The 24,021-nt window shown below is 62.3% G+C and carries 24 protein-coding genes; 14 read left to right on the top strand and 10 right to left on the bottom strand.

From position 1 onward, the window contains the following. The first annotated feature begins 32 nt into the window (after positions 1-32). Positions 33-1,064 carry a UDP-glucuronic acid decarboxylase family protein gene (locus tag AB6809_RS15105; RefSeq protein WP_029966282.1) on the top strand — a complete coding sequence of 344 codons (1,032 nt, stop codon included), beginning with the start codon at positions 33-35 and terminating at the stop codon, positions 1,062-1,064. Here AB6809_RS15105 and AB6809_RS15100 read toward each other — a convergent pair. Beyond that, positions 1,043-2,803 (bottom strand): ATP-dependent DNA helicase RecQ, encoded by a 1,761-nt coding sequence (locus AB6809_RS15100; protein ID WP_029966283.1) that lies wholly within the window; start codon positions 2,801-2,803, stop codon positions 1,043-1,045. The genes AB6809_RS15105 and AB6809_RS15100 overlap by 22 nt on opposite strands. A gap of 233 nt (positions 2,804-3,036) precedes the next feature. On the opposite strand from AB6809_RS15100, the gene AB6809_RS15095 reads away from it, so the two are divergent. Further along, on the top strand, positions 3,037-3,294 hold the full coding sequence (locus AB6809_RS15095) for a hypothetical protein (RefSeq protein WP_029966284.1): 258 nt from the start codon (positions 3,037-3,039) through the stop codon (positions 3,292-3,294). A gap of 114 nt (positions 3,295-3,408) precedes the next feature. Here the strand turns inward: AB6809_RS15095 and AB6809_RS15090 are convergent, their stop codons facing one another. From AB6809_RS15090 to AB6809_RS15065, 6 genes are all read right to left on the bottom strand, one after another. Next, complete coding sequence (locus AB6809_RS15090) at positions 3,409-4,020, bottom strand: hypothetical protein (RefSeq protein WP_029966285.1); 612 nt, start codon at positions 4,018-4,020, stop codon at positions 3,409-3,411. Positions 4,021-4,123: 103 nt separating this feature from the next. Then, complete coding sequence (locus AB6809_RS15085) at positions 4,124-5,293, bottom strand: zinc-dependent alcohol dehydrogenase (RefSeq protein ID WP_006049334.1); 1,170 nt, start codon at positions 5,291-5,293, stop codon at positions 4,124-4,126. A 170-nt stretch (positions 5,294-5,463) separates the two neighbouring features. Next, complete coding sequence (locus tag AB6809_RS15080) at positions 5,464-5,769, bottom strand: hypothetical protein (RefSeq protein ID WP_006049333.1); 306 nt, start codon at positions 5,767-5,769, stop codon at positions 5,464-5,466. Further along, positions 5,766-6,140, bottom strand: coding sequence for a phage holin family protein (locus AB6809_RS15075; RefSeq protein ID WP_006049332.1), 375 nt, complete (start codon positions 6,138-6,140; stop codon positions 5,766-5,768). The genes AB6809_RS15080 and AB6809_RS15075 overlap by 4 nt, the downstream gene beginning before the upstream one ends. A gap of 116 nt (positions 6,141-6,256) precedes the next feature. Beyond that, positions 6,257-6,541, bottom strand: coding sequence for a CsbD family protein (locus AB6809_RS15070; RefSeq protein ID WP_006049331.1), 285 nt, complete (start codon positions 6,539-6,541; stop codon positions 6,257-6,259). A gap of 435 nt (positions 6,542-6,976) precedes the next feature. Continuing rightward, entirely contained in the window at positions 6,977-7,189 is a 213-nt protein-coding gene (locus AB6809_RS15065; protein WP_006049330.1) for a hypothetical protein, read from the bottom strand. Between the two features lie 371 nt (positions 7,190-7,560). On the opposite strand from AB6809_RS15065, the gene AB6809_RS15060 reads away from it, so the two are divergent. The 6 genes from AB6809_RS15060 (at position 7,561) to AB6809_RS15035 (ending at position 14,622) form a co-directional block, all read left to right on the top strand. Beyond that, complete coding sequence (locus tag AB6809_RS15060) at positions 7,561-9,615, top strand: TonB-dependent siderophore receptor (RefSeq protein ID WP_029966286.1); 2,055 nt, start codon at positions 7,561-7,563, stop codon at positions 9,613-9,615. Position 9,616: 1 nt separating this feature from the next. Next, a complete protein-coding gene (locus AB6809_RS15055) occupies positions 9,617-10,147 on the top strand; it encodes a YfiR family protein (protein WP_006049328.1) in 531 nt (176 codons plus the stop codon). After that, entirely contained in the window at positions 10,144-12,087 is a 1,944-nt protein-coding gene (locus tag AB6809_RS15050; protein WP_029966287.1) for an EAL domain-containing protein, read from the top strand. Before AB6809_RS15055 ends, AB6809_RS15050 begins: the two co-directional genes overlap by 4 nt. A gap of 83 nt (positions 12,088-12,170) precedes the next feature. After that, on the top strand, positions 12,171-12,623 hold the full coding sequence (locus AB6809_RS15045; RefSeq protein ID WP_006049326.1) for a MarR family winged helix-turn-helix transcriptional regulator: 453 nt from the start codon (positions 12,171-12,173) through the stop codon (positions 12,621-12,623). 30 nt (positions 12,624-12,653) lie between these two features. Further along, positions 12,654-13,217 (top strand): isochorismatase family protein, encoded by a 564-nt coding sequence (locus AB6809_RS15040; RefSeq protein WP_029966289.1) that lies wholly within the window; start codon positions 12,654-12,656, stop codon positions 13,215-13,217. Between the two features lie 64 nt (positions 13,218-13,281). Continuing rightward, positions 13,282-14,622: an MFS transporter gene (locus tag AB6809_RS15035; RefSeq protein WP_029966291.1), complete on the top strand. Its 1,341-nt coding sequence runs from the start codon at positions 13,282-13,284 to the stop codon at positions 14,620-14,622. 122 nt (positions 14,623-14,744) lie between these two features. On the opposite strand, the gene AB6809_RS15030 is transcribed toward AB6809_RS15035, so the two are convergent. Then, on the bottom strand, positions 14,745-16,268 hold the full coding sequence (locus tag AB6809_RS15030; RefSeq protein WP_029966293.1) for a CoA-acylating methylmalonate-semialdehyde dehydrogenase: 1,524 nt from the start codon (positions 16,266-16,268) through the stop codon (positions 14,745-14,747). Positions 16,269-16,588: 320 nt separating this feature from the next. On the opposite strand from AB6809_RS15030, the gene AB6809_RS15025 reads away from it, so the two are divergent. Continuing rightward, a complete protein-coding gene (locus AB6809_RS15025; RefSeq protein ID WP_029966295.1) occupies positions 16,589-17,998 on the top strand; it encodes an MFS transporter in 1,410 nt (469 codons plus the stop codon). A 26-nt stretch (positions 17,999-18,024) separates the two neighbouring features. Here AB6809_RS15025 and AB6809_RS15020 read toward each other — a convergent pair whose 3' ends face one another. Together AB6809_RS15020 and hpaR are read right to left on the bottom strand one after the other, a co-directional pair. Then, positions 18,025-19,050, bottom strand: a complete 1,026-nt coding sequence (locus tag AB6809_RS15020) for a hypothetical protein (RefSeq protein ID WP_029966297.1) — start codon at positions 19,048-19,050, stop codon at positions 18,025-18,027. Further along, a complete protein-coding gene (gene hpaR / locus AB6809_RS15015) occupies positions 19,047-19,454 on the bottom strand; it encodes a homoprotocatechuate degradation operon regulator HpaR (protein WP_006049320.1) in 408 nt (135 codons plus the stop codon). The genes AB6809_RS15020 and hpaR overlap by 4 nt, the downstream gene beginning before the upstream one ends. A 192-nt stretch (positions 19,455-19,646) precedes the next feature. Here hpaR and AB6809_RS15010 point away from each other — a divergent pair, with 192 nt between their 5' ends. The 5 genes from AB6809_RS15010 to AB6809_RS14990 are packed head-to-tail and all read left to right on the top strand — an operon-like array spanning position 19,647 to position 24,019. Then, positions 19,647-20,432 (top strand): fumarylacetoacetate hydrolase family protein, encoded by a 786-nt coding sequence (locus AB6809_RS15010; RefSeq protein ID WP_371026855.1) that lies wholly within the window; start codon positions 19,647-19,649, stop codon positions 20,430-20,432. Next, positions 20,429-21,187 (top strand): fumarylacetoacetate hydrolase family protein, encoded by a 759-nt coding sequence (locus tag AB6809_RS15005; RefSeq protein WP_029966304.1) that lies wholly within the window; start codon positions 20,429-20,431, stop codon positions 21,185-21,187. The genes AB6809_RS15010 and AB6809_RS15005 overlap by 4 nt, the downstream gene beginning before the upstream one ends. A gap of 28 nt (positions 21,188-21,215) precedes the next feature. After that, on the top strand, positions 21,216-22,673 hold the full coding sequence (gene hpaE / locus AB6809_RS15000) for a 5-carboxymethyl-2-hydroxymuconate semialdehyde dehydrogenase (protein WP_029966305.1): 1,458 nt from the start codon (positions 21,216-21,218) through the stop codon (positions 22,671-22,673). Positions 22,674-22,733: 60 nt separating this feature from the next. Further along, entirely contained in the window at positions 22,734-23,597 is an 864-nt protein-coding gene (gene hpaD / locus AB6809_RS14995; RefSeq protein ID WP_029966307.1) for a 3,4-dihydroxyphenylacetate 2,3-dioxygenase, read from the top strand. 20 nt (positions 23,598-23,617) lie between these two features. After that, positions 23,618-24,019: a 5-carboxymethyl-2-hydroxymuconate Delta-isomerase gene (locus AB6809_RS14990; RefSeq protein ID WP_029966309.1), complete on the top strand. Its 402-nt coding sequence runs from the start codon at positions 23,618-23,620 to the stop codon at positions 24,017-24,019. Positions 24,020-24,021 lie beyond the last annotated feature (2 nt).

The following is a 24,021-nucleotide window of genomic DNA, read 5'->3' as shown; positions in this document are numbered from 1 at the left end:
CCTTCGCCGCATCATCATAAGGACGACGCAACATGAAAGAACTTACCCGCAAGCGGATTCTCGTCACAGGCGGCGCCGGCTTTCTCGGCTCGCACCTGTGCGAGCGGCTCGTGACGCAGGGCCATGACGTGCTGTGCGTGGATAATTTCTACACCGGCACGAAGGACAACATTGCGCATCTGCTGGACTGCCCGAATTTCGAGCTGATGCGTCACGACGTGACATTTCCGCTTTATGTCGAAGTCGACCAGATCTACAACCTCGCGTGTCCCGCATCGCCGATTCATTATCAGCACGATCCAGTGCAAACCACCAAGACGAGCGTGCACGGCGCGATCAACATGCTGGGCCTCGCAAAGCGCGTGAAGGCGAGGATTTTTCAGGCGTCGACGAGCGAAGTGTATGGCGATGCCCTCGTGCATCCGCAGAAAGAAGACTACTGGGGCCATGTAAATCCGATCGGCCCGCGCTCGTGCTACGACGAGGGCAAGCGCTGCGCGGAAACGCTTTTCATGGACTACCGGCGCCAGCATGGCCTGTCGATCCGCATCGCGCGAATCTTCAATACGTATGGGCCGCGCATGCATCCCGCCGATGGCCGCGTGGTGTCGAACTTCATGATGCAGGCGCTGCGCGGCGAGCCGATCACGCTCTATGGCGACGGCTCGCAAACGCGTTCGTTCTGTTATGTGGACGACATGATCGACGCGTTTATCCGCCTGATGAATTCCGCCGACGACCCAGGCGGTCCGGTCAATCTCGGCAATCCGCACGAAGTCAGCATGCGCGAGATCGCGCAACGGATCGTCGCGATCACGGGATCGAATTCGCCGCTCGAATTGCATCCGTTGCCGACCGACGATCCGTGGCATCGGCAGCCGGATATTTCGCGCGCGCGCGAGTTGCTCGGCTGGCAACCGCAAACCTCGCTCGACGACGGTCTGCAGCACACCGCGCGTTACTTCCGCGCGCGAATCCAGGCGAGTTCGGAGGCGAGTTCGGAGGCAGGTTCAGAAGCGGGCGCGCCAAGCGCGCCCGCGGCTCAGCGTCCGGCCCTCACATAGCTCGCGAGAAAGGTGCGCGTGCTGCCGTCGGGGAATTGCACGGCCACCTGTTCGCCGCTCGCGAGCGCGACCTCGCCTGCGCCGTAACGCGGCACGCGTACTGCATCGCCCGGCGCCCAGACGCGCGGTTTGACTGGGTCGCTTCTCTTACGCGGCGCTTCCTTGTCCGCTGACGTTGCGCCAGCAACGATCGCGTCGGGCGCGACGTCGATTTGCGGCGGACGCACGCAGTTATCACACACGCCGCAGCGCTCAACGGCGGGCGTGTCGCCGTAATAGTCGAGGATCGCGCGCCAGCGGCACTGGCCGGTTTGCGCATAGTCGATCATTGCCTGCAGCGTTTCCCTGTCATGCGCGCTCATCTGCTCGAATTGCGCCGCGGCTTTCGCGATGGTGTCACGCGTGGATTCACGGGCCGATTCGCGCGCATCCTCATGCGTTCGCAGACGATAACGGCGCTGCCGGTCGCGGCCGGCTACGCGTGCGTCGACCAGCATGTTCAGCGCGACTTCGAGCTTGCCTGCGCCGACATCGGGCAACGCATCCTTCAGCGCCTTGAGCGTCACACCCTTCGGTTCTTCGCCCACACGCGCCGCCAGCGTGTCATACACGCGTTGCGCCAGTTCGACGCTCGGGTAGCGTCCCGCAAGAAAGAACTGCTGGATGCGCTTGTCGTTCAGATCGAATAGCAGCACGCAATCGGCGGGCTCGCCATCGCGGCCCGCGCGGCCTGTCTCCTGATAGTAGGCATCGAGGCTGCCAGGTATCTGGTAATGAATCACGAAGCGTATGTCCGCTTTGTCGATGCCCATGCCGAACGCGTTCGTCGCGATCATCAAGCGGGTCGCGCCCGACATAAACTGCTCCTGCGCCTCTTCGCGCGCGGCCGCCGACATTCGGCCGTGATAGCGCGACACCGATTCGCCGGCTTCCGTCAGCCAGCCGTAAATGCGGTCGACGTCGCGCACGGTGGCCGCATACACGATGCCGGCGCCGCCGAGCGATCCGATCAGCTTCGACAGTTGCTCGCGCTTCGCGGCCATCGCGCGCGCGGCGCCGTCCTTGCCGCCTGCCGCGCTCACCTGCACGACGCGATAACGCAGATTCTCGCGATACGTGCCCGTGCGAACCACAAGCGGGTCGCGCAGCGCGAGCGAATGCACGATGTCGTCGATCACGCGCTGCGTCGCCGTTGCGGTCAACGCGAGCACGGGCGGTTGCCCGAGCGCCTTCACCGCCGCGGCGATCTCCAGAAACGCGGGACGGAAATCGTGTCCCCAATGCGACACGCAATGCGCCTCGTCGACGACCACGAGGCCGACGCGATTTTCCGGGCGCGCGCGCAACGTCTCGATGAACGCCGGCTGCGCGAGACGCTCGGGCGTCACGAACACAATGCCGCTGTCGCCCGCTGCAATGCGTTGCAGCGCCTCGCGCTCGGCGCGGCTTTTCAACGTGCTGTTCACCAGCGTGCAGTCGATGCCCGCCGCGAGCAGCTTGTCCGCCTGGTCCTTCATCAACGCGATCAGCGGCGACACGACGAGCGTCGTGCCTTCAAGATGCAGCGCGGGTAACTGGTAGCACAGCGATTTGCCCGCGCCGGTGGGCATCGTCGCAAGCGTGTCGCGATGTTGCAATACGCTGCGGATGATGTCCTCCTGCCCCGTGCGCAAACGCGCGATGCCGAACATGTCGCGCATGGTCTTGCGCATGCTGCGAAGCCGTTGGTCGACTGTCATGGTTATGAAGAAGCGTCCTTGCAGGCGTTGCCGCCCGCGGTGAGGTGAAGGATGAATTGCCGCTCGTTTTCGGCGACCTGCGGTGCACGGTTGCAGTGCCTTTTAGCCGCCGAGCAATTAGCGTGCAGCACCCTTTCTCCTATGCGTTGCGGCGAGCGCGCCGCAGGTATCGCGTTTGCTCGATTCCCGATGTGCATCGACGAATGCGTGAACCCAACCGAAAGGAGAAAGCGATGAATCAGGAACCGTCCGATCCCGTCGAACGCGCGGACCAGCGGCGTGAAGAACTCGGCGATGGCGATGTGAAAGTGAATCCCGACGGCAAAGTCGAACAGCGTCCGCATGGAAGCATGGACGCCACGCTACTTGCGAAGGACAAGGATCATCCGTCGGAAGGGCCATACACGCCCGAGCACGATCACGTCGATCCGGATCTCGAACCCGGCGGCGCGAAAGGGCATCCGACCAGTAAGGATGATTTGTCCGCGTGAATTAGCGCGGCAGTAAGCAATAAATAGAGTCAGGCGGCCAGCATCACGCCGCCGGACAGCCGGCCGGGCGAAGCGTACCGCCGCACTGCCGGTACGCTTCCCGCACTCACTTACTTATGCGCCGTTCGTCGCGCTACCCGTGCGTCCAGCATTCGCCTGCGTCGCTGACTGACCGCTGCGCGTGTACGGCGCGAGCGCATCGGGCGCGCGCATGTCGCGTGGCGTTTCGAAGTCCGCGAGCGCGGCGCCGCGCATTTCCTCCGCCGACCTGGCAAAACCCGTGCGATCGCTATAGTCGACCGACGGCAGACGCGGCGCGGCGGCCGCGCTTTTCGCCGCATACACATCGAGCGCGGTGACGCATGCGACGTTGACGGCCGCGACGGTCGCGCGTTGCCGGTCGCGCGCGCTCCATTTATTCGACGACAGCGCCAGCGTGCCGAGATCGAGTGCATCGCCGCCGACACGCGCCCACAAGAACGGCCGCGGATTGCGCGACGCAAGAATGCCGACGCCGCAAGCAATCTCGCGCAATCCATAGAAACGCACTGCCCCCGGTCCCGCATTCACACCGGCGGCGCGCGCCATCATGCGCGGCGCAACCAGTTCCGCGACGCCCAGCGCAATGCTGAACCACGCCAGACCGCGCGCGACGGAATCCGGCTGCGGCAGCTTTTCCTTCAGCGCGCGAACGCCCTCCTGCTTCGACTCGTTACGTGAATCCATTTGCATCACCTTCGTGTGTTGGGCCGCGATCCATCGACGCGGCTCAGGTAGTCAAAAAGTGCAGCACGCTTTGCATGGTCAATGGAAAACAACGGCATGAACATCAAGGCTTCAGCACGACCTTGATGCAGCCGTCTTCCTTGTCGCGAAACGTCTTGTACATGCGCGGGCCTTCATCGAGCGAGACCGTATGCGTGATTACGAACGACGGATCGATCTGCCCTTGCTGGATTCGCCGCAACAGGTCGTCGGTCCAGCGGTTGACGTGCGTTTGCCCCATGCGCCATGTGAGGCCCTTGTTCATCGACGCACCGAACGGAATCTTGTCGAGCAGCCCGCCGTACACGCCGGGCACCGACAACGTGCCGGCAGGACGGCAAACGTAGATCATTTCGCGCAGCACATGCGGGCGATCTGTTTCGAGCATCACGGCCTGCTTCGCGCGGTCGTACATGGAGTCGAGCGAGCGCGTGGCGTGCGATTCCATGCCGACGGCGTCGATACATTTTTCGGGGCCTTTGCCGCCCGTCAGTTCCTTCAATCGCTCGAGCACGCTCTCGGCCTTGAAGTCGATGGTGACCGCGCCACCCGCGCGCGCCATCGAAAGACGCTCGGGCACGCAGTCGATTGCGATCACCTGTTTGGCGCCAAGCAGCACGGCGCTGCGGATCGCCATTTGCCCGACCGGACCCGCGCCCCAGATCGCAACGGTGTCCGTCGGTTCAATATCGCATTGCACTGCCGCTTGCCAGCCGGTCGGAAAGATGTCGCCGAGAAAAAGCACCTGCTCGTCGGTGAGGCCGTCCGGAATCTTGACGTGCGTTTTGTCCGCGAAGGGCACGCGCACGAACTCCGCCTGGCCGCCGGGATAACCGCCCGTCAGATGCGTATAGCCGAAGAGGCCCGCTGTGGTGTGGCCGAACATCTTGTCGGCGATGTCCTTGTTGCGGTTCGTGCGCTCGCACACCGAGAAGTTGCCGCGCCGGCACTGATCGCATTCGCCGCAAATGATCGTGAACGGTACGACGATGCGGTCGCCGACCTTCAGCGCCGTGTTTTCCTTGCCGACTTCGACGACCTCGCCCATGAATTCGTGGCCCATGATGTCGCCGGATTCCATGCCGGGCATGAAGCCGTCGTACAGATGCAGATCGGAGCCGCATATCGCGCAACTCGACACCTTGATGATCGCGTCGCGCGGATGTTCGATCTTCGGATCTGGCACGGTGTCGCACCGGATGTCTTTCTTGCCATGCCAGCTAAGCGCCTTCATAAAGTCCTCCACACTGTAGGGTTCATCGGCTCGCGGCTGCATTGCCCACATGGGCGCCTTGCGAACATTGCGACATTGCGCATGAAACGCGCCGCGCGCTGCGTCACGCGATAGTTGCTACATCGCGCGCGTAAATTCGCGGCGCGGACATCGCAGCGCCGCACCGTGCGCTAGTGTTGAAACACGCTTCGCGCAGACCTGGTGAGCCATGCCATCACGCTCGTTCGCGCGAGCGTTCCGATCGCCTTGCGCGGTCCGAGCAGCGCCGCGGCGACACCGGCCGCGAGCAGGAGCGCCACGTACGGCGTGTCGGCGAGCGAACTCATGACGTTGACGGCCGGCAAGCCGCCCTTGATTGGATGACGCGACGGTGTGCGCAGCGCGAGATTCGCGGACAGCAACTGCGCGCGCGACATGGCCATGCGCTCGAGAATGATCACGCGATGTTGCTGATGCCGAAGCGGATCGTGTTTCATTTCAGGGCATCCTTCAGGGCTTCGAGGTCGCTCGACATTTCGTCGCGCAGAACGTGCAACGGCTCGGCGGGCTTTTGCGTCTTCATCATCGCGAAGGTCGCAATGGAGATGAGGAGCCACGCCGCCGCGACGCCCCATGCGACTGCGACCACGTACGGCGTATTCCACGCCGAGACGATGATGGCCACGCATAGAAACGAGAGGGTGAACATGGCGGCGACTGCCAGCACGACCATCGCGATGACCTCGCGTACGAGCCGCGCTTTGGCCTCGTCGAGCTCCAGCGCCAGAAGCTCGGCGTAGTCGACTGCCCGACTGGAACAGAAGCGCGCCACGTTGCGCCACTGGCTGACTCTGCTATGTATCGACATCGTGTATCTCCCGCCGCAATGCCGTCACGCGCGCTCGCCGCCGGATGTGCCGGGCGGCGAGCGCTTCATCGCAACGATGCAATCGACTCTGTGCCAACCGTGTCTTACGACCGTTTCTAACGGTAATCCCTGTCGTCGCGGTAATCGCGTGCGGTCGACGAACGCAGCGCGCCGAGTATGAAGCCCGCCGCCACCGCAATCGCGAGTGCGGTGAACGGCCGCTCGGTGGTCGTCTCGCGCACGACGTCGGTGAGATCGGCCCATACCTGTTGAGCCTTGCCGCTCAACTCGCGCGCGGTGCCGGCCATTTGCGTGCCGGTGTCGCCGAGCATGTCGCCCGCCGTCTGCTCGAGCTTGCCGCCGATTTCCTTTACCGTGCCTTCCACTTTTCCTGTTTCCATGTCTGCTCTCCGTGGTTTGTGCGCACAAGCGCGCACTGCGCTGCCGCGCTGCCGGAGCTCCGGCATGCGTTGCCGTCACGCCGCAAGAAGCAGGCCGCGTGAACGGATCTTCGACACTCGACGGATAGCGGCGCGCTCGCGCGGCGAATCGCATCGGCGCGCGACGGAGAACAATGGAGAAGAGAGCGAGGAATGAAGAAGTAAAAGCGGAGAAGCAAAAGCGGCGCAGTCAGCGCAAGCATGACGGACGCATTGAAACGCGCGCCGTCACGCGAACGCGTCGGCGCATCGTGGAGAAATCGTGGACAAAAGCCTCGCGAACTCGCGGCTACATTGACGTATGCACTCGCGCAACCAGGGCAGTTCACGAGGCGCGACTATGCATGCGAGCCGCGCGGGTTGAAACCGCGCGTGAATAAACCGCTAACGACAGGGTTAACCCGGCGGCAACGCGCCGTTGAGTATGCGCTGCAAGGTGTCGATCTTGCGAAGATGCACGCCCCATAGCTGGCCGGCGTCCTTGATACGGCGCAGCCGATCGTGCCAGTAGCTGAGTGGAAATGCCGAGTTCTCGCGCGCACTCGCATGCGAGCGCAGCAGAACGTGTTCGATATGGGCGAGATCGCGTTCGATCATCGCCTGTCGCATGGAGCCGAGCGCTCCGTTGGAGAAGGTCTGTCGCATGGAAGTAGCAGGCGGCGGTAAAAGCACCCAACTAGCAAAGCCCGTGCCGCGGGACCGCGATTAGCCGGTCCAATCCCGCCGAAATCCATGCGGGGCGCGCTATTCCTCTTTAGCAAGCAGGCGCCGCGACATCGCTTTCTCGCGTCAACGAGTCGTAGAAAAACGCCTTCGTCCATGCCCTTTTTACAATCGACGCCTGCGCGAAAGAACACCGCGCGCGCCGCAATGCGCCCCGTCGCAAGCCGCCTTCTGATTCAAGCTTCCCCGCCGCGAGCCGATAACAAAAAGGTGACGATCCATTTTTGAGGAGCGTTCTCCAGATCAATTCGGCTGTCATGGCTCCCATTACGCGCGCTTCCTATTCCGCTTGCTATTCCCTCACGCACCGCCTGGTCGTTTATTCGGTCGCCGGGCTGGCGACGCTCTGTTCGCCGGCCGCTTTCGCCGACAACGAGCCGGCCGCGAGCGGAACGTCGGTCTCGGACACGGCCGAGCTGGCCGCGATGCCACTGGAGGCGCTGATGCAGGTCACGGTGAACACCGCGTCGCGTTTCGATCAGTCCGTCACCGACGCGCCGGCTGCGGTCGTCGCGCTCACCGCCGAGGACATCCGTGAGTTCGGCTGGCGCACGCTCGCCGATGCGCTCGCGTCGCTGCCAGGTCTCTATGTGACGAACGATCGCTCGTACCAATACCTCGGTGCGCGCGGCTTCCAGCGCCCCGGCGATTACAACAGCCGGTTCCTGCTGCTGATCGACGGCATTCGCACGAACGACGGCGTGTACGGTCAGGCGCCGATCGGCTCGGACTTTCCGCTCGACATGGATCTCGTCAAGCGCATCGAGTACGTACCGGGTCCAGGTTCGTCGATGTACGGCGCGAACGCGCTGTTCGGCGTCATCAACGTCATCACGAAGAGCGGCAGCGATCTGGCCGGCGCGGAAGCCGCGGTCGCGGCGGGCAGCTTCGGCGAAAAGAAGGCGCGTGCGTCATACGGCTGGCATGGCGCGCATGGGGCCGACATTCTGCTGTCGGCAACCGCATATGGACGAAACGGAGAGGACTTGTATTACCCGGAATTCGACACGCCGGATCAGAACCACGGCGTTGCGCACCGGCTCGACTACGACCGCGCACAGGACTTTCTCGCGCGCGCCGCTTATGGCGATTTCCGGTTCAGCTTCATCTACGGAAATCGCACCAAGGGTATTCCCGATGCGCCATACGACGCCGTGTTCAACGCGCCGTTCAGCGTGTCGGATACGCATAGCTATGCGGATCTCACGTATCAGCATGCGTTGTCCGATGGCGTGATGCTGGCATCGCAGCTTTACTGGGGCCGCTACGATTACCGGATGCCGGCGATCGACGGTCCCGCGCCGTACGTGGTGAACATCGATGGAAGCCATGCGCTGTGGTACGGCGCCGACGTGCACGCGACCATCTCGTCGCTTGCGAAACATCGCATCGTGGTCGGCGCCGACTTCGCGAGAGACGCGCGCCTTAACCAGTACAACTACAACGTCGACCCGTACTCGCAAATGCTCGACGACCATCACAGCGGCAATCGCGCCGGCGTCTATGTCGAAGACGAAATCACGCTGCCCTGGAACTTCACGCTGAACGCGGGCTTGCGTTACGACCAGCAGACGTCCGCGGGCGGCAACCTGAGCCCGCGTATCGGACTCATCTACAAGCTGACTCCACGCGATACGTTCAAGCTGCTCTACGGTCAGGCCTATCGCGCGCCGAACGCGTATGAAATGTACTACGCGATAAGCGGCCCGGATGGCCAGTTGGGAAACCGGTCATTGAAGGCAGAGCACATCGCGACCACCGAACTCGTCTATGAAAGAGCGCTGTTCACGACGGCGCGCGCAACGCTTTCGCTATTCCAGTACGACGCGCGCGATCTGATCAGCCAGACGCTCGATGAATCGTCCGGGCTCTTCATTTTTCGCAACGTAAGCCGCGCGAGCGCGCGCGGCGCCGAACTCGCCTATGAACAGCGCGTCGCGGGCGCGCGCGTGCGCGCGAGCTATTCCTACCAGATAGCTCACGACTCGAACACCGGCGCTTCGCTGCAAAACTCGCCGCGCCATCTCGGCAAGCTCAATCTCGCCGTGCCGTTCTTCGCCAATGCGTTGATGACCGGACTCGAGGTGCAATGCACGTCGTCCCGTCTCGCCGCGGCCGGCGACGCCGGCGGCTTCTGCCTTGCGAACCTGACGCTCAGTTCGCGCCGCCTGGTTCGCGGGGCCGATCTGTCGTTCTCCATTTATAACCTGACCGATAAACGATACGCCGACCCAGTGGGCCCCGGCTTTACACAGGAGACAGTTGCGCAGCAAGGCCGGACTTTCCTCTTCAAGGCCGTCTACGGGTTCTGACATGGATCGCGTTCGCATCCAGATCATTGCGGCGTCCCTGATATTCGCGTCGCCGGTCATCGTGCAGACCTCCGTCGACGCGCAAGTGGACTTGCCGGCGCTCGAGGCCGCCTACATCTTCAACTTCGCGCAGTTTACGGACTGGCCCGCGGGCCGTCCTGTCGACAACGTACTGTCGATCTGCGTGGACCCGGAGAGCCCGCTCGGCCAGGCGCTCGCGCGACTCGACGGCAAGCACGGCGGCAAACAGGCGTGGCGGGTTCGTCCGTTGCCGCGCGGGGAGAAGGTTGGCGATTGCCAGCTCGCGGTACTGACGGCGAGCACGGCATTGAGCGCGGCAGTCAAGGCGCTGCTCGCTTCGGACGCACCCGTGGTGATCGTCAGCGAAGCGGACACGGCCGACCAGGGATGGGTGATCCGCCTCGTGCGCGAAGGCGATCACCTGAAGTTCGACATCAACGTTACCGAGGCTTCACGCCGGCGCATCACGCTCAGTTCGAAACTCATGCGGCTTGCAAGGACAGTGCTATGAAAAGTTTCCCGGTCTTGCGCCGGTTTGCATGGCCTCGCGAACACGTCAACCTCGTCGGCGTGATGATTGCGCTGCTGATTTCCAGCGTCGTGCTGCTGGTCTATCAGGCGCTTTCGCTGCGCACGTCGTTGACCAACGACGTCAGCATGCAGGCGTCCGTGCTCGCGGAAAATCTGACTGCATCCGCGATGTTCGGCGACCGCGACGCCACCGCCGAAGTGCTCGGCTCGCTGCGCAAGGTGCCGCATGTCGAAAGCGCGACCGTCTATACGCCCGACGGCGAACTGTTCGTGCGCTATACGCGCCCCGGCCTGAGCCGCAGCGAATCGGAAGAAGGCACGCTCGCCAATGTCGGCAGTTCGCCGCGTCTTTCGCTCGAAGATATTTTCGTCGCGGCGCCGATCATTCATAACGGTCAACTGCTCGGCAGCATCGTGATCGTCGCGACCACCGAAGCGATAAAAATGCAGCTTGCGCAATACGGCTGCTTTCTCGTCGGCGCTTCGCTGTGTTCGGTGTGGATCGCCTCGCTCGTGATGCGGCGCATGCGCGAGCGCGTGTCGCGCGCGGAAAAGGACCTGGAATATCTTGCGTCGACGGACCCGCTCACGGACCTGCCCAACCGCCGCGCGTTCTACGACGAACTGAAAGCGCGCCTGCATAAAGCGCACGCGGCCGACAAACGCGTCGCGCTGATGATGGTCGATCTCGACAACTTCAAGATCGTCAACGACACGCTGGGTCATGGCGCCGGCGACGAACTGCTCAAGCAGGTCGCCGACGCGTTGCGCAATGTCGTGCGGCCCAACGATCTCGTCAGCCGCATTGGCGGCGACGAATTCGCCGTGGTCATCGGACCGGACGCGAGCCGCGTTCGCGCACGGGCGACCGCGGGCCGCATCGCGCGCAACCTGTCGCGTCCGTTCATTCTGCACGGCAGCGACTCGGTGGTGACGGCAAGCGTGGGCTTCAGCGTCTATCCCGAGGACACCGGCGAAATGGCGGAACTGGTGAGCAATGCCGACATCGCGCTTTACTCCGCGAAAAGCAGGGGCAAGAGCATTGCCGTCGAGTTTCAGAGCGAGATGACAGCGGAGGCGCAGCGGCGCGCGCGCATCGAGGCGGAACTGCGCAAGGCCGTCGATCAGGACGGCTTGCAGATCGTCTATCAGCCGCAGTTCGACTGCCTGTCGGGACGGCTGCTCGGTGCGGAAGCGCTGGTGCGTTGGACCCATCCTTCGGAAGGCCCTATTTCTCCGGCTGAATTCGTGCCGATCGCGGAGAACAGCGATCTGATCGTGTCGCTGGGCCGCTGGGTGTTGTGGCGCGCATGCCGCGACGCGGCGAACTGGAATGCCGGCCGCAATGCGGGCGTGCATGTGGCCGTGAACATTTCGGCGCGGCAATTGCGGGCGGAGGGCTTCACGAACGAAGTGTGCAACGCGCTCGAAAAAAGCGGCCTGCCCGCTTCGCTGCTCGAACTCGAACTCACCGAAAGCCAATTGATGTCCAATATGTCGGTGGGCATTCAGGCGATGCAGGAACTGCGCGCGGCCGGTGTGCGCCTCTCGCTCGACGATTTCGGCACCGGTTACTCGTCGCTGTCGTATCTGCAATCTTTTCCGGTGCACAGCATCAAGATCGACCGCAGCTTCATCTGCCCATTGCCGAATGGCGGTCAGCCTATCGTCACTGCAATCATTTCGATGGCGCATAGTTTCGGGCTGCTGGTCGTCGCGGAAGGCGTCGAATATCCGGCGCAACTCGAATGGCTGTGCGATGCGCATTGCGATGTCGTTCAAGGCTTTTTGACCGGCCACCCGATGTCGCTCGAACAACTGCTCGCCATCATTCGCATGGAAGAAGACAGAGGGGAACATAAGCGCGTCGGCCGCCGCGCGCCGCTGCGGTCGCGAGCGCAACGGGCGCCTACCGCCTGAAGGTTCGCTTAAAAGCCTGCTTGACCCTCGCGATATATGAAGGTAACCTGCACAGGTAACCTTCATATATGGTTCCGGCACGCATGGCCAAAAACGATCCGCCGCTCGACACCGACTCGCTTCACGTATTGGCCGAAGACCTGCGCGTGCTGACCGGCAAGCTGCGCCGCCGTCTGCGCGAAGAAGCACACCTCGGCGACTTCACGCCTTCGCAAATACAGGTACTCGGCTTGCTCGAACGCGAGGGCCCGGCAACGGTTACCGAACTCGCGCGCGCGCACGGCATGCGTCCGCAATCCATGGGCGAGACGCTTTCGGTTCTGAAAGCCGCGGGCCTCGTGAGCGGCGCGCCCGATCCGAACGACGGCCGGCAAACCGTGCTCACTCTCACGCCGGCCTTTCGCAAGAAGATCAAGGCGAGCCGCGCCGCGCGTGAAGACTGGCTCTTTCGCACGATCCAGACGCGCTTTTCAGCGGCCGAGCAAAAGCAGCTTGCCACCGGCGTCGAATTGCTCAAACGCCTGATCGACTCGTAATCCGTCAACTTCACCGCAAGAGGAATACGTATGGCACTGACTACACTCGATGCAAAAACCGCGCTCGTCGTGATCGATTTGCAGCAAGGCATCGTGGCGATGCCCACGGCTCATCCCGCCGCGCAAGTCGTCACGCACGCGGCCGCTTTGGCCGAAGCATTTCGCCGTCACGGCCTGCCCGTCGTGCTCGTCAACGTGGCGGGCGGCGCACCTGGGCGCGCGGAGCAGGCACGCCCCACCGGCAACTTTCCGCCGGGATTCACCGAGCTCATGCCCGAACTGAACCGGCAAGCGTCGGATCATCTGGTCACGAAACAGACGTGGGGGGCGTTTACGAATACAGACCTCGAAGCGTATCTGCGCGAGCAAGGTGTGACGCAGATCGTGCTGGCGGGCATCTCCACCAGCATCGGCATCGAATCCACCGCGCGGTTCGCACACGAGCTCGGCTTCAATATCGCCTTTGCCGTCGACGCGATGACCGACCTGCATCTCGACGCACACACGAATAGCCTGACGCGAATCTTTCCGCGGCTCGGCGAAACCGGCACGACGCAGCAGGTACTCGCCATGCTGGAACAAACGCGCGCATGAGCATGAGCTTGAGCATGCGCCGCAAGCCCAACCTCAGCCACGCGCTTACGCGCAAGGAGCCGTAGTGAGCAGCACATTCCGTTCGCTGCGCAACTTCAATTACCGGATGTGGGCGAGCGGCGCGATCGTCTCGAACGTCGGCACATGGATGCAGCGCACGGCGCAGGACTGGCTCGTGCTCACGGAACTCACGCAGCACAATGCGACGTCCGTGGGTATCGTGATGTCGCTGCAGTTCGGGCCGCAAATGCTGCTGTTGCCGCTCACCGGCTACGCGGCGGATCACTTCGACCGCCGCAAGCTGCTGTTCTTCACGCAGGCAGCGATGGGCAGTCTCGCGCTCGGCCTCGGCCTGCTGACCATCACGGGCCTCGTGCAACTGTGGCAGGTCTACGTTTTCGCGGGACTGCTCGGCTGCGTGACCGCGTTCGATTCGCCCGCGCGTCAAACCTTCGTGTCGGATCTTGTCGGCGAAAGCGATCTGTCGAATGCGGTCGCGCTCAATTCGACCTCGTTCAATGCGGCGCGAATGATCGGGCCGGCAGTGGCCGGCTTGCTGATCGCATCGGTCGGAACGGGTTGGGTGTTTCTGATCAACTCGCTCTCTTTCATTGCCGTGCTCGGCGCATTGCGCATGCTGCGCGTACGCGAGCTGCATGCGAAGCCGCTCGCGGTTCGCTCGCGCGGCAGCTTCGTGGAAGGCTTTAAATATGTGTGGAAGCGCCCCGATCTGAAGGCCGCGCTTTTAATGCAGTTCCTGATCGGCACGTTCGGACTCAACTTCCCGATCTTCATTTCGACGATGTCGGTCAGCGCATTTCATGCGGGCGCCGGCGAATACGGCGTGCTCAGTTCGACGATGGCGGTGGGTTCCGTCACCGGCGCGCTGCTGGCCGCGCGCCGCGCGCAACCGCGCATGGCGTTGCTGCTGGGCGCGGCGGCGATCTTCGGCGTGGGCTGCACGGTCGCTTCGTTGATGCCGAACTATGTGCTGTTCGGCATTGCGCTCGCGTTCATCGGCGTGTCGACGCAAACCTTCAATACGTCCACCAACAGCCTCGTGCAACTCTCCACGGAACCTGCGATGCGCGGCCGCGTGATCGCGATTCTGCTCGCTATCGCGCTGGGCGGCACGCCGCTTGGCGCGCCCGTCGTTGGCTGGGTCGCGGATCGTTTCGGTCCGCGCTGGGCGCTCGGCGTGGGCGCGGCGTCGGGCTTCGCGGCCGCGCTGGTGGGCCTCATGTATCTCTTCCGATACCGCAGTCTGCGCGTGTTTTTCGACGCGGGGCGCCTTCGCTACAGCATCGACGAGCCGCGCCAGGCGCCGCCTTATGTGAGTCCCGCCATCGCCGTGCAAAATGCGGTGCTCGATGAGGCGGAAGAAGAGTCGTCGTCGGGTGTGTGAAGTGTGAAGTGTGAAATGTGAAAAGGCCATGAAAAAAGCCGCGGCTCGAGTTTGAGCCGCGGCTTTGTTATTAGGCTTGTTGCGCTTGTTTCGCTTGTTGCGCTTGTCGCTTCTACCGCAAATTACTTCGCAACAGGCATCGTGAATTCCGCGCCCTTCGCGATGCTGTCGGGCCAGCGCTGCATGATGCTCTTGTAGCGCGTATAGAAGCGCACGCCCTCTTCGCCGTACGCATGGTGATCGCCGAACAGCGACCGCTTCCAGCCGCCAAACGAATGCCATGCCATCGGCACCGGAATGGGCACATTGATGCCGACCATGCCGACCTGAATCTGCCGGCCGAACGCGCGCGCGACGCCGCCGTCGGACGTGAAGAGCGATACGCCGTTGCCGAATTCGTGTGCGTTGATCAGTTCGACCGCACTCGCGAAATCGGGCACACGCACCACCGCCAGCACCGGGCCGAAGATCTCTTCCTTGTAGATCTTCATTTGCGTGCCGACGTTGTCGAACAACGTTCCGCCGATGAAGAAGCCCTCTTCTTTCGCGACCGCATGCGTGCGGCCATCGACGATCAGCGTAGCGCCCTCTTCCACGCCGGATGCGATATAGCCCGCCACTTTCGCCTTGTGCTCGGCGGTCACGAGCGGGCCCATTTCGGCGTCGAGGTTCTCACCGTTCTTGATGACGAGCGACTTCACGCGCGGCACGAGCTTTTCGATCAGCCTGTCGGCGACATTGCCCACGGCCACCGCCACTGAAATCGCCATGCAGCGCTCGCCGGCCGAGCCATAGGCCGCGCCGATGAGCGCATCCACGGCCTGATCGAGATCGGCGTCGGGCATCACGACGAGGTGATTCTTCGCGCCGCCGAGAGCCTGCACGCGCTTGCCGCGCTTCGATGCTTCGCCGTGGATGTATTCCGCAATCGGCGTCGAGCCCACAAAAGACAGCGCCGCCACGTCGGGGTGCTCGATCAATGCGTCGACGGCGACCTTGTCGCCGTTGACCACATTGAATACGCCATCGGGCAAGCCGGCTTCCTTCAACAACTCGGCAATGCGCAACGACGCCGACGGATCGCGCTCGGACGGCTTCAGCACGAATGTGTTGCCGCAAGCGAGCGCGACCGGGAACATCCACATCGGCACCATCACAGGAAAATTGAACGGCGTGATGCCGGCCACGACGCCGAGCGGCTGACGCAAATTCCAGTTGTCGATGCCGCCGCCGATCTGATCGGTGAAATCGGTCTTCAACAGGTTCGGAATGCCGCACGCGAATTCGACGACTTCGATGCCGCGCACCACTTCGCCTTGCGCGTCCGTGAACACCTTGCCGTGCTCGCGCGTGATGAGCATCGCGAGTTCGTCGTGATGCCTGTTGAGCAGTTCCTTGAACCTGAACAGAATGCGTGCGCGCTTGAGCGGCGCGGTTTCGCTCCATGCCGGAAAGGCCGCCTTGGCCGATTTGACCGCGGCATCCACTTCCTCGACCGATGCGAGCGCGACCGAGCCCGTCACCTTGCCGGTCGCGGGATTGAATACGTCCTTGAAACGGCCGCTGCCGGGCGCAGCCAGCGCGCCGCCGATGTAGTGACCGATCTGCTGCACTGACAGCCGGTCTTGCTCGTTTACTGCGTTCATGTCGTACCTCACGTTCGGGAATGGGCCGCGGTGTGTACCGGGCAGGCAGGCGGATTCGAGACCCGCCAACTGTATCGACGTGAAGCGGGTAATTCCCTATACAGCAAAACAGAACCGCGCCTCACTGTATTGTTTTTTGCGCAGCAACTGTATTGGATAGACGGGACTATGCCGGGGATGTGCGGACGTGTGACGCGTTGCAGCATCCCGCTACAAACGCGCTTCATCGCCGTGTAAGTCCTGGCTTGCATAGTTCGTGAGCCGGACGCCAAATCACAAAACCGCACGACAGGTCACGCATTTCGGTGAGGAGGCGCGACATGGCAACGAACGCATCGGCGAGTGGCCGCAAGCATCGCGGACAGGCTGGCAAGGCAACGGCCAGTGGCTGGATCGGCTCGGCACTCGAGTACTACGATTTCTTCATCTACGCGCAGGCAGCGGCGCTCATCTTCCCGCAGTTGTTCTTTCCATCCGGTAATCCAAAGATCGCGATCGTCGCGTCGCTCGCGACGTATGGCGTCGGTTACGTCGCGCGGCCAATCGGCGCATTCGTACTCGGCCATTGGGGCGACACGCACGGCCGCAAGAACGTGCTGCTGCTCTGCATGTTCCTGATGGGCTTTTCGACGATGGCAGTCGGCCTGCTGCCTACTTATCATCATGTCGGGCTGCTCGCGCCGACGCTGCTCGTCGTGCTGCGTTTGATTCAAGGCTTCGCGGTGGCCGGAGAAATCTCGGGCGCGAGTTCGATGATTCTCGAACATGCGCCATTCGGACGACGCGGCTATTACGCGAGCTTCACGCTGCAAGGCGTGCAAGCCGGACAGATTCTTGCGGCCGCCGTGTTCCTGCCGCTCGCCTATTACATGGAAGAAAGCTCGTTCAATTCGTGGGGCTGGCGCATTCCGTTTCTGCTTAGCGCGCTCGTGCTGGTGGCCGGCTACATCATCCGTCGCGAGGTCGAAGAAACACCCGCTTTCGCGAAAGAAGACGCGAGCGGCGGCGTGCCGAAGTCGCCGATTGCGGAAGCGTTCCGCTATAACTGGCAGGACATGCTACGCGTGGTCGGCTGCTCGCTGATGAATGTGATTCCCGTCGTCGCGACGATCTTCGGCGCGGCGTATGCGGTGCAGGCCGCGTACGGCATCGGCTTTTCGAAGAGCGTGTACCTGTGGATACCCGTGATCGGCAACATTGTCGCCGTGCTCGTGATTCCATTTGTGGGCAATCTGTCGGACCGGATCGGCCGGCGTCTGCCGATCATCGTCGGCGCGCTCGGCGCGGGGCTGCTCTCGTTCGGCTACCTGTACGCGATCAGCATTCATAACGTCGCGCTCGCGATGGTGATGTCGATCCTCATGTGGGGCGTGGTCTACCAGGGCTATAACGCGACCTTTCCGAGCTTCTATCCCGAGCTTTTTCCGACGCGCTCGCGCGTCTCCGCGATGGCGATCGGACAGAACATCGGCACCACGATTACCGCATTGCTGCCCGCGTTGTTCGCTTATGTCGCGCCGCCGGGATCGCACAACGTTCCGGTCACGATCGGCGCGATCACCTTCGGCATAACGATCATCGCGGCAGTGACCGCGTGGAGCGCGCGCGAGAACTACCGCGTCAGATTGAGCGATCTCGGCCAACCCGGCGCAGTGCCGCTCGACAAGACGAGCTATGACCAGTTGAGAGCCGAAACGTTGGCTGCGTCGAAAAAGGCGGTTGCTTCATAGCACTCGGCAGCATCGCGTATTGCGGCTCAGCGCCACTGCGCAGTGAGTTCGTTCGCGAGGACCATCTTCTCGCGAACGCGTTCGATAAACGCTGCGTCGATGCCGCTTTGCGCCTTCAGGAACTTGAGCGCCGCCGAATGAACCACGCGCATCGCGCCGCCGTCTATTCCGCCGATACGCGCGGCGCTGCGGCGCGTTTCTTCGAGGAGATCGCGCGCGCTGCTGAAGTCCGGTGACAGGCCGCTCTGCGCTTCAAAGCCGGCTTGCAAACCGGCCGCATGATCGCGCGACTGCCCGAGAAGATCCATGTCGACGAGCAGGTCGACGCCTTGTCCCATTCGGCACGCGCAAAGCACCCACAGCGCGACAAACGCACGATACGCGTTATTGCCTTCCGCGCTGCGTGCATAGTGTTCGCACGCGATTGCATAGGCGTCATCGGAAGCGGGCACAGCGGGCGGCAATTTAACGTCGCACAAGTCGATGATCTGTTTGACCAACGGTTCCGCGCGATTCAATCCGAGTACGCGAAACGGCGCGGCCACAAAAAACGGATTGCGCCACTGCTGATTCAGCAGCCAGCCCGAAGCAAACTGCGACGCGGGATTGCGCAGCACGCCGACGTGCATCGCATCCGGAAACGCCTGTCTGAGCCACGGCAATCTTCCCGACGAGCGACAGAACTTGAACACCGGCACACTGCTCTGCTTTTGCGCGTACTCGCAAAGGCTGCGCAAATACGCCGCCAGCGCGGGGAATTCGGCGTCCGGAACATCGCCGAAACGGTCTATGCCGAATGTTCTCCGGTATCCGCTCACACCGCGCACGCCTTCCTGCAGGAACGGCCGGTATTCGTCGAAATACGGCGCATCGAGCGGCGGATGTCCCGAGGTTAGCGTCGGGAGGCTTGCGGACACGTCGGCGAGACTCAGATCGGCGAGCACGTTGCTAAGCGGCTCGTAAAACCCCGTCGCGCCGTTGAGCGCGCGAAGACAAGACCACACCCAGGTGCCGCCGCTGCGCCAGCCGGTATGCAGAAATATGGCTTTCATTCGTCTTCTTCCTCGAGACCGGCAAGCAGATCGTCGACGGCGCGATAGACCCGTTCGACGATCTCCGGACCCACCTTGCGCTCCAGTTCGCGGTATTGCGCCTCCAGTTCCTTCGAGATCACACGCACGAGTTCGACGCTCGTATCGGTGAGCGAAACCAGCACGCGGCGCTGATCTTCCGCGAAACGCTCTTTCGTTATCAGCTCCATGCTCTCCATACGCGCGAGTACGCCCGCCATGCTCGGACTCGAGATCGTGCAGATGTCGGAGATATGACGCGGCTCCATCGGGCCGTGCTCATTGAGCGCGCGAATCACGCGCCATTGCTGCTCGGTCAAACCGTGCGCCGTGATCAACGGACGAAAGCGCTCCATCATTTTTTCCCTGGCGCGCAGCAGCAGCATCGGCAGGTTGCGGTGCAAAACTCGTGTGGAAGCAGACGAAGACATAGTGGGCGATGAATGAAAGCAGCCGTCGAAACTTAAGGGAAAACCCGCGATCAGCCGACTGGCTATTGACCCCGGATCATATCAAGCGCAATACTACTAACATGTTAGTGTTTATGTCGAGTCTCCATTCAGAGGCATAGCCAGTTCATGTTTGCACTTGCCGATTATCTGTTGCACCCGGAAGGCGACGCGTTGCCTCGCGATGTCGATGCGCAAACCGCGGCGGCGCTGCTCGCGCGCGGCATGGCGTGCCGGCCGCCCGTGAGCGGCGCGGTCTACGGCACCTTGCTCAACGACCGTGCCGCGCTCGACGCGCTCGGCGATGCGATGCATGCCGCGCCGTACAAGGCGCCGCCGAAAGCGCCGGTTCTTTATCTGAAGCCGCGCAATACGCACGCGGGGCATCGGGCGAAAGTCATCGTGCCGGACGATGAGTTGGGCGTCGCGCCGGGCGTCGAGTTAGGCGCTTCGCTTGGCATCGTGATCGGGCGCACTGCGACGCGCGTCAGCGCGGAGCGTGCGTTCGACTATATCGCGGGCTACACGCTCGTAGCCGATCTCAGCGTACCGCATGCGAGCGTATATCGGCCGTCGGTGCGATTCCGGGCGCGCGACGGTTTTTGCGTGATCGGACCGGCGCTCGTTGCAGCGCGGCACGTTGCGAATCCCGACGAACTCGCCATTACGGTTGCGCTCAACGGTGCGCATGTGTTCACGGCGAGCACGGCGTCGTCGGTGCGCAATGTGGCGCAATTGCTCGCAGATGTCACCGACTTCATGACGCTCGCGCCAGGCGACGTCATCACGACCGGTGTGCGGCACGGCTCGCCCGTCGCGCATCGCGGCGACGAGGCGACGTTGTCAGTCGGCGCGCTGCCGCCGCTTCACGTCTCGTTTGTCGGCGCAACTCAACACGACGGAGAACAGTCATGATGCGCGGCCGCGTGGCCTATGCAGGCGCAATTCACGAAGCCTATCCGCACGCGCGAGGCGTGCAGCTTGCGGACGGACGTATATGCGCCGAAGAGCAGGTCGTCTGGCTCGCGCCTGTCGAAGTCGGCACCATCTTCGCACTCGGATTGAACTACGCCGAGCATGCGAAAGAATTGCAGTTCAACAAGCAGGAAGAGCCGCTGGTGTTCCTGAAGGGACCGGGTACGGTGCTCGGTCATCGCGGCTTCACTCGCCGCCCCGCCGATGTGGCCTTCATGCACTACGAGTGCGAACTCGCTGTGGTGATCGGGCAAACCGCGCGCAACGTACAACGCGAACATGCGATGCAGCACGTGGCCGGCTACATGATCGCCAACGACTACGCGATCCGCGACTACCTCGAAAACTATTATCGCCCCAACCTGCGCGTAAAGAATCGCGACGGCGCGACGATACTCGGCCCATGGTTCGTCGACGCTGCGGACATTGAGGAGGTCACGCAACTGGAATTGCGCACGTTCGTCAACGGCACGCTGCAACAACGCGGCAACACGCGCGATCTCGTGACCGACATTCCCGCGCTGATCGAATACCTCAGCGGCTTCATGACGCTCGCGCCGGGCGACGTGATTCTGACCGGCACACCGGAAGGCATCGTCAATGTGAATGCCGGCGACCAAGTGGTGTGCGAGATCGACGGTCTGGGCCGCCTCGTCAACACGATTGCATCCGATGCCGATTTTGGCCGCGCGTGATCGGCGCATAAAGAAAAGGGACAACGCAATGCGAATCGAACATCTGATCGACGGCAAGACAGCCGGCGCGAAAGACTACTTTGAAACGGTCAACCCGGCGACGCAGGAAGTACTCGCCGAAGTGGCGCGCGGCGGCGAGGAAGAAGTGCATGTCGCCGTGCGAGCCGCGAAAGAAGCCTTTCCCGCATGGGCGAGCAAGCCCGTCGCCGAACGCGCGAAACTGATCCGCAAGCTCGGCGAGTTGATCGCGAAGAACGTACCGGATATTTCGGAAGCCGAAACAAACGATACAGGCCAGACGATTTCGCAAACGCGCAAGCAACTCGTGCCGCGCGCGGCGGACAACTTCAGCTATTTCGCCGAGATGTGCACGCGCGTCGACGGCCATACCTATCCGACCGACACGCATCTGAATTACACGCTGTTCCATCCGGTCGGTGTGTGCGCGCTGATTTCGCCGTGGAATGTGCCGTTCATGACAGCCACCTGGAAAGTCGCGCCCTGCCTTGCGTTCGGCAATACGGCGGTGCTCAAGATGAGCGAGTTGTCGCCGCTGACCGCGTCGATGCTCGGCAATCTCGCGCTGGAGGCCGGCATTCCGGCCGGCGTGCTGAACGTCGTGCACGGCTTCGGCAAGGAAACCGGCGAGCCGCTCGTCGCGCATCCGGACGTGCACGCAGTGTCGTTCACCGGATCGACCGCGACAGGTAACCGGATCGTGCAGACCGCGGGGCTCAAGAAGTTCTCGATGGAACTCGGCGGCAAATCGCCATTCGTTATTTTCGACGACGCCGATTTCGAACGCGCGCTCGACGCCGCTATTTTCATGATCTTTTCGAACAACGGCGAGCGCTGCACTGCCGGCTCGCGCATTCTGGTGCAGAAGTCGATCTACGTGAAGTTTGCGGAGCGCTTTATCGAGCGCGCGAAGCGCCTCACGGTAGGCGATCCGCTTGCCGACAGCACGATCATTGGGCCGATGATCAGCCAGGGGCATCTGGCCAAAGTGCGCAGCTATATCGAACTAGGCCCGAAAGAAGGTGCGACGCTGGCGTGCGGCGGCCTCAATACGCCTGATTTGCCCGAGGCCATGCGCAAAGGCAACTTCGTAATGCCCACGGTTTTCGTCGATGTCGACAATCGCATGCGCATCGCGCAGGAAGAGATCTTCGGCCCGGTCGCGTGCCTGATTCCATTCGACGACGAAGCCGACGCGATCCGGCTCGCGAACGACATCTCGTACGGCCTCTCGAGCTATATCTGGACCGAAAACACCGGACGCGCGCATCGCGTCGCGGCTGCCGTCGAAGCCGGCATGTGCTTCGTCAACAGCCAGAACGTGCGCGATTTGCGGCAACCGTTCGGCGGCACGAAGGCGTCAGGTGTGGGACGCGAAGGCGGCACGTGGAGCTACGAAGTGTTCCTCGAACCGAAGAACGTATGCGTGTCGCTCGGCTCGCATCACATTCCGCGCTGGGGCGTCTGACACGCCGGACAATTTCACGCGAGGCCCGCAAGGTCTCGCGGCACAGAAGAGGAGACCGCGATGGGTAAGCTCGCGCTGGCAGCAAAAGTGACACACGTGCCGTCGTTATATCTGTCCGAACTCGACGGTCCGCATAAAGGTTGCCGTCAGCCCGCCATCGACGGCCATCATGAAATCGGCCGGCGTTGCCGCGAATTGGGCGTGGATACGATTGTCGTGTTCGACGTGCATTGGCTCGTCAATAGCGAGTACCACATCAATTGCGCGCCGAAATTCGAAGGCGTCTACACGAGCAACGAACTGCCGCATTTCATCAAGAACATGCCGTATGCGTATCCCGGCAATGTGGAACTCGGCAATCTGATCGCCGAAGCCGCGAATGAAATCGGCGTGAAAAGCCGCGCGCATAGCGAAACCACGCTTGAGCTCGAATACGGCACGCTCGTGCCGATGCGCTATATGAACAGCGATCAGCATTTCAAAACCGTGTCGGTCGCCGGCTGGTGTATGTGGCATCAATTGGAAACGAGTGCGCGCTTCGGGCTCGCGGTACGCAAGGCAATCGAAGAGCACTACGACGGCACCGTTGCGATTCTCGCGAGTGGGTCGCTGAGTCATCACTTTGCCGACAACGGCACCGCCGAGCAGTTCATGCACAAGGTGTGGAGCCCCTTTCTCGAACAGATGGACCGCCGGGTTGTCGAACTCTGGCAAGGCGGTGACTGGAAAACCTTTTGCGACATGCTGCCGCTCTACAACGAAAAATGCTGGGGCGAAGGCGGCATGCACGACACAGCAATGCTGCTTGGCGCGCTAGGCTGGGACCGCTATGACGGCAAGGTGGAAGTCATCACGCCGTATTTCGGCAGTTCGGGAACCGGGCAGATCAATGCGATCTTTCCGGTTACGCCGCTGCCCGCCTGAATCGAAACGGAGGAGTTATCGTGCCGCATCTGACACTGGAATACAGCGCTAATCTCGCCGATGGAGAAAGTATTAGCCGCTTATGCAATACGCTCGCTGAATGCCTCGCCGCGCAGCGCGACCAGGAGAAGAGCGTTTATCCAATCGGCGGCATTCGCGTGCGCGCGCTGCGTTGCGAGCACTATTGCATTGCCGATGGACGCGCGGATGCAGCGTTTCTACACGCGAACCTGAAGATTGCCGCAGGCCGCTCCGACGCGATAAAAAAAGCAACCGGCGACGCGTTATTCGAAACGATCAAGCAGCACTTCGCCAATGAGTTTGAAACGAGCGGGCTCGCGTTGTCGCTGGAAATCAACGAGTTCAGCGAAGCCGGAACGTGGAAACACAACAACCTGCATGCGCGGCTCAAAGCGCAGTAGCG

Origin of the sequence: Paraburkholderia sp. RCC_158, assembly GCF_041355255.1 — a bacterium.
GTDB classification, from domain to species: domain Bacteria; phylum Pseudomonadota; class Gammaproteobacteria; order Burkholderiales; family Burkholderiaceae; genus Paraburkholderia; species Paraburkholderia graminis.
The sequence above is the reverse complement of the archived record's forward strand: the minus strand, read 5'-3'. Positions and strand labels throughout refer to the sequence as shown.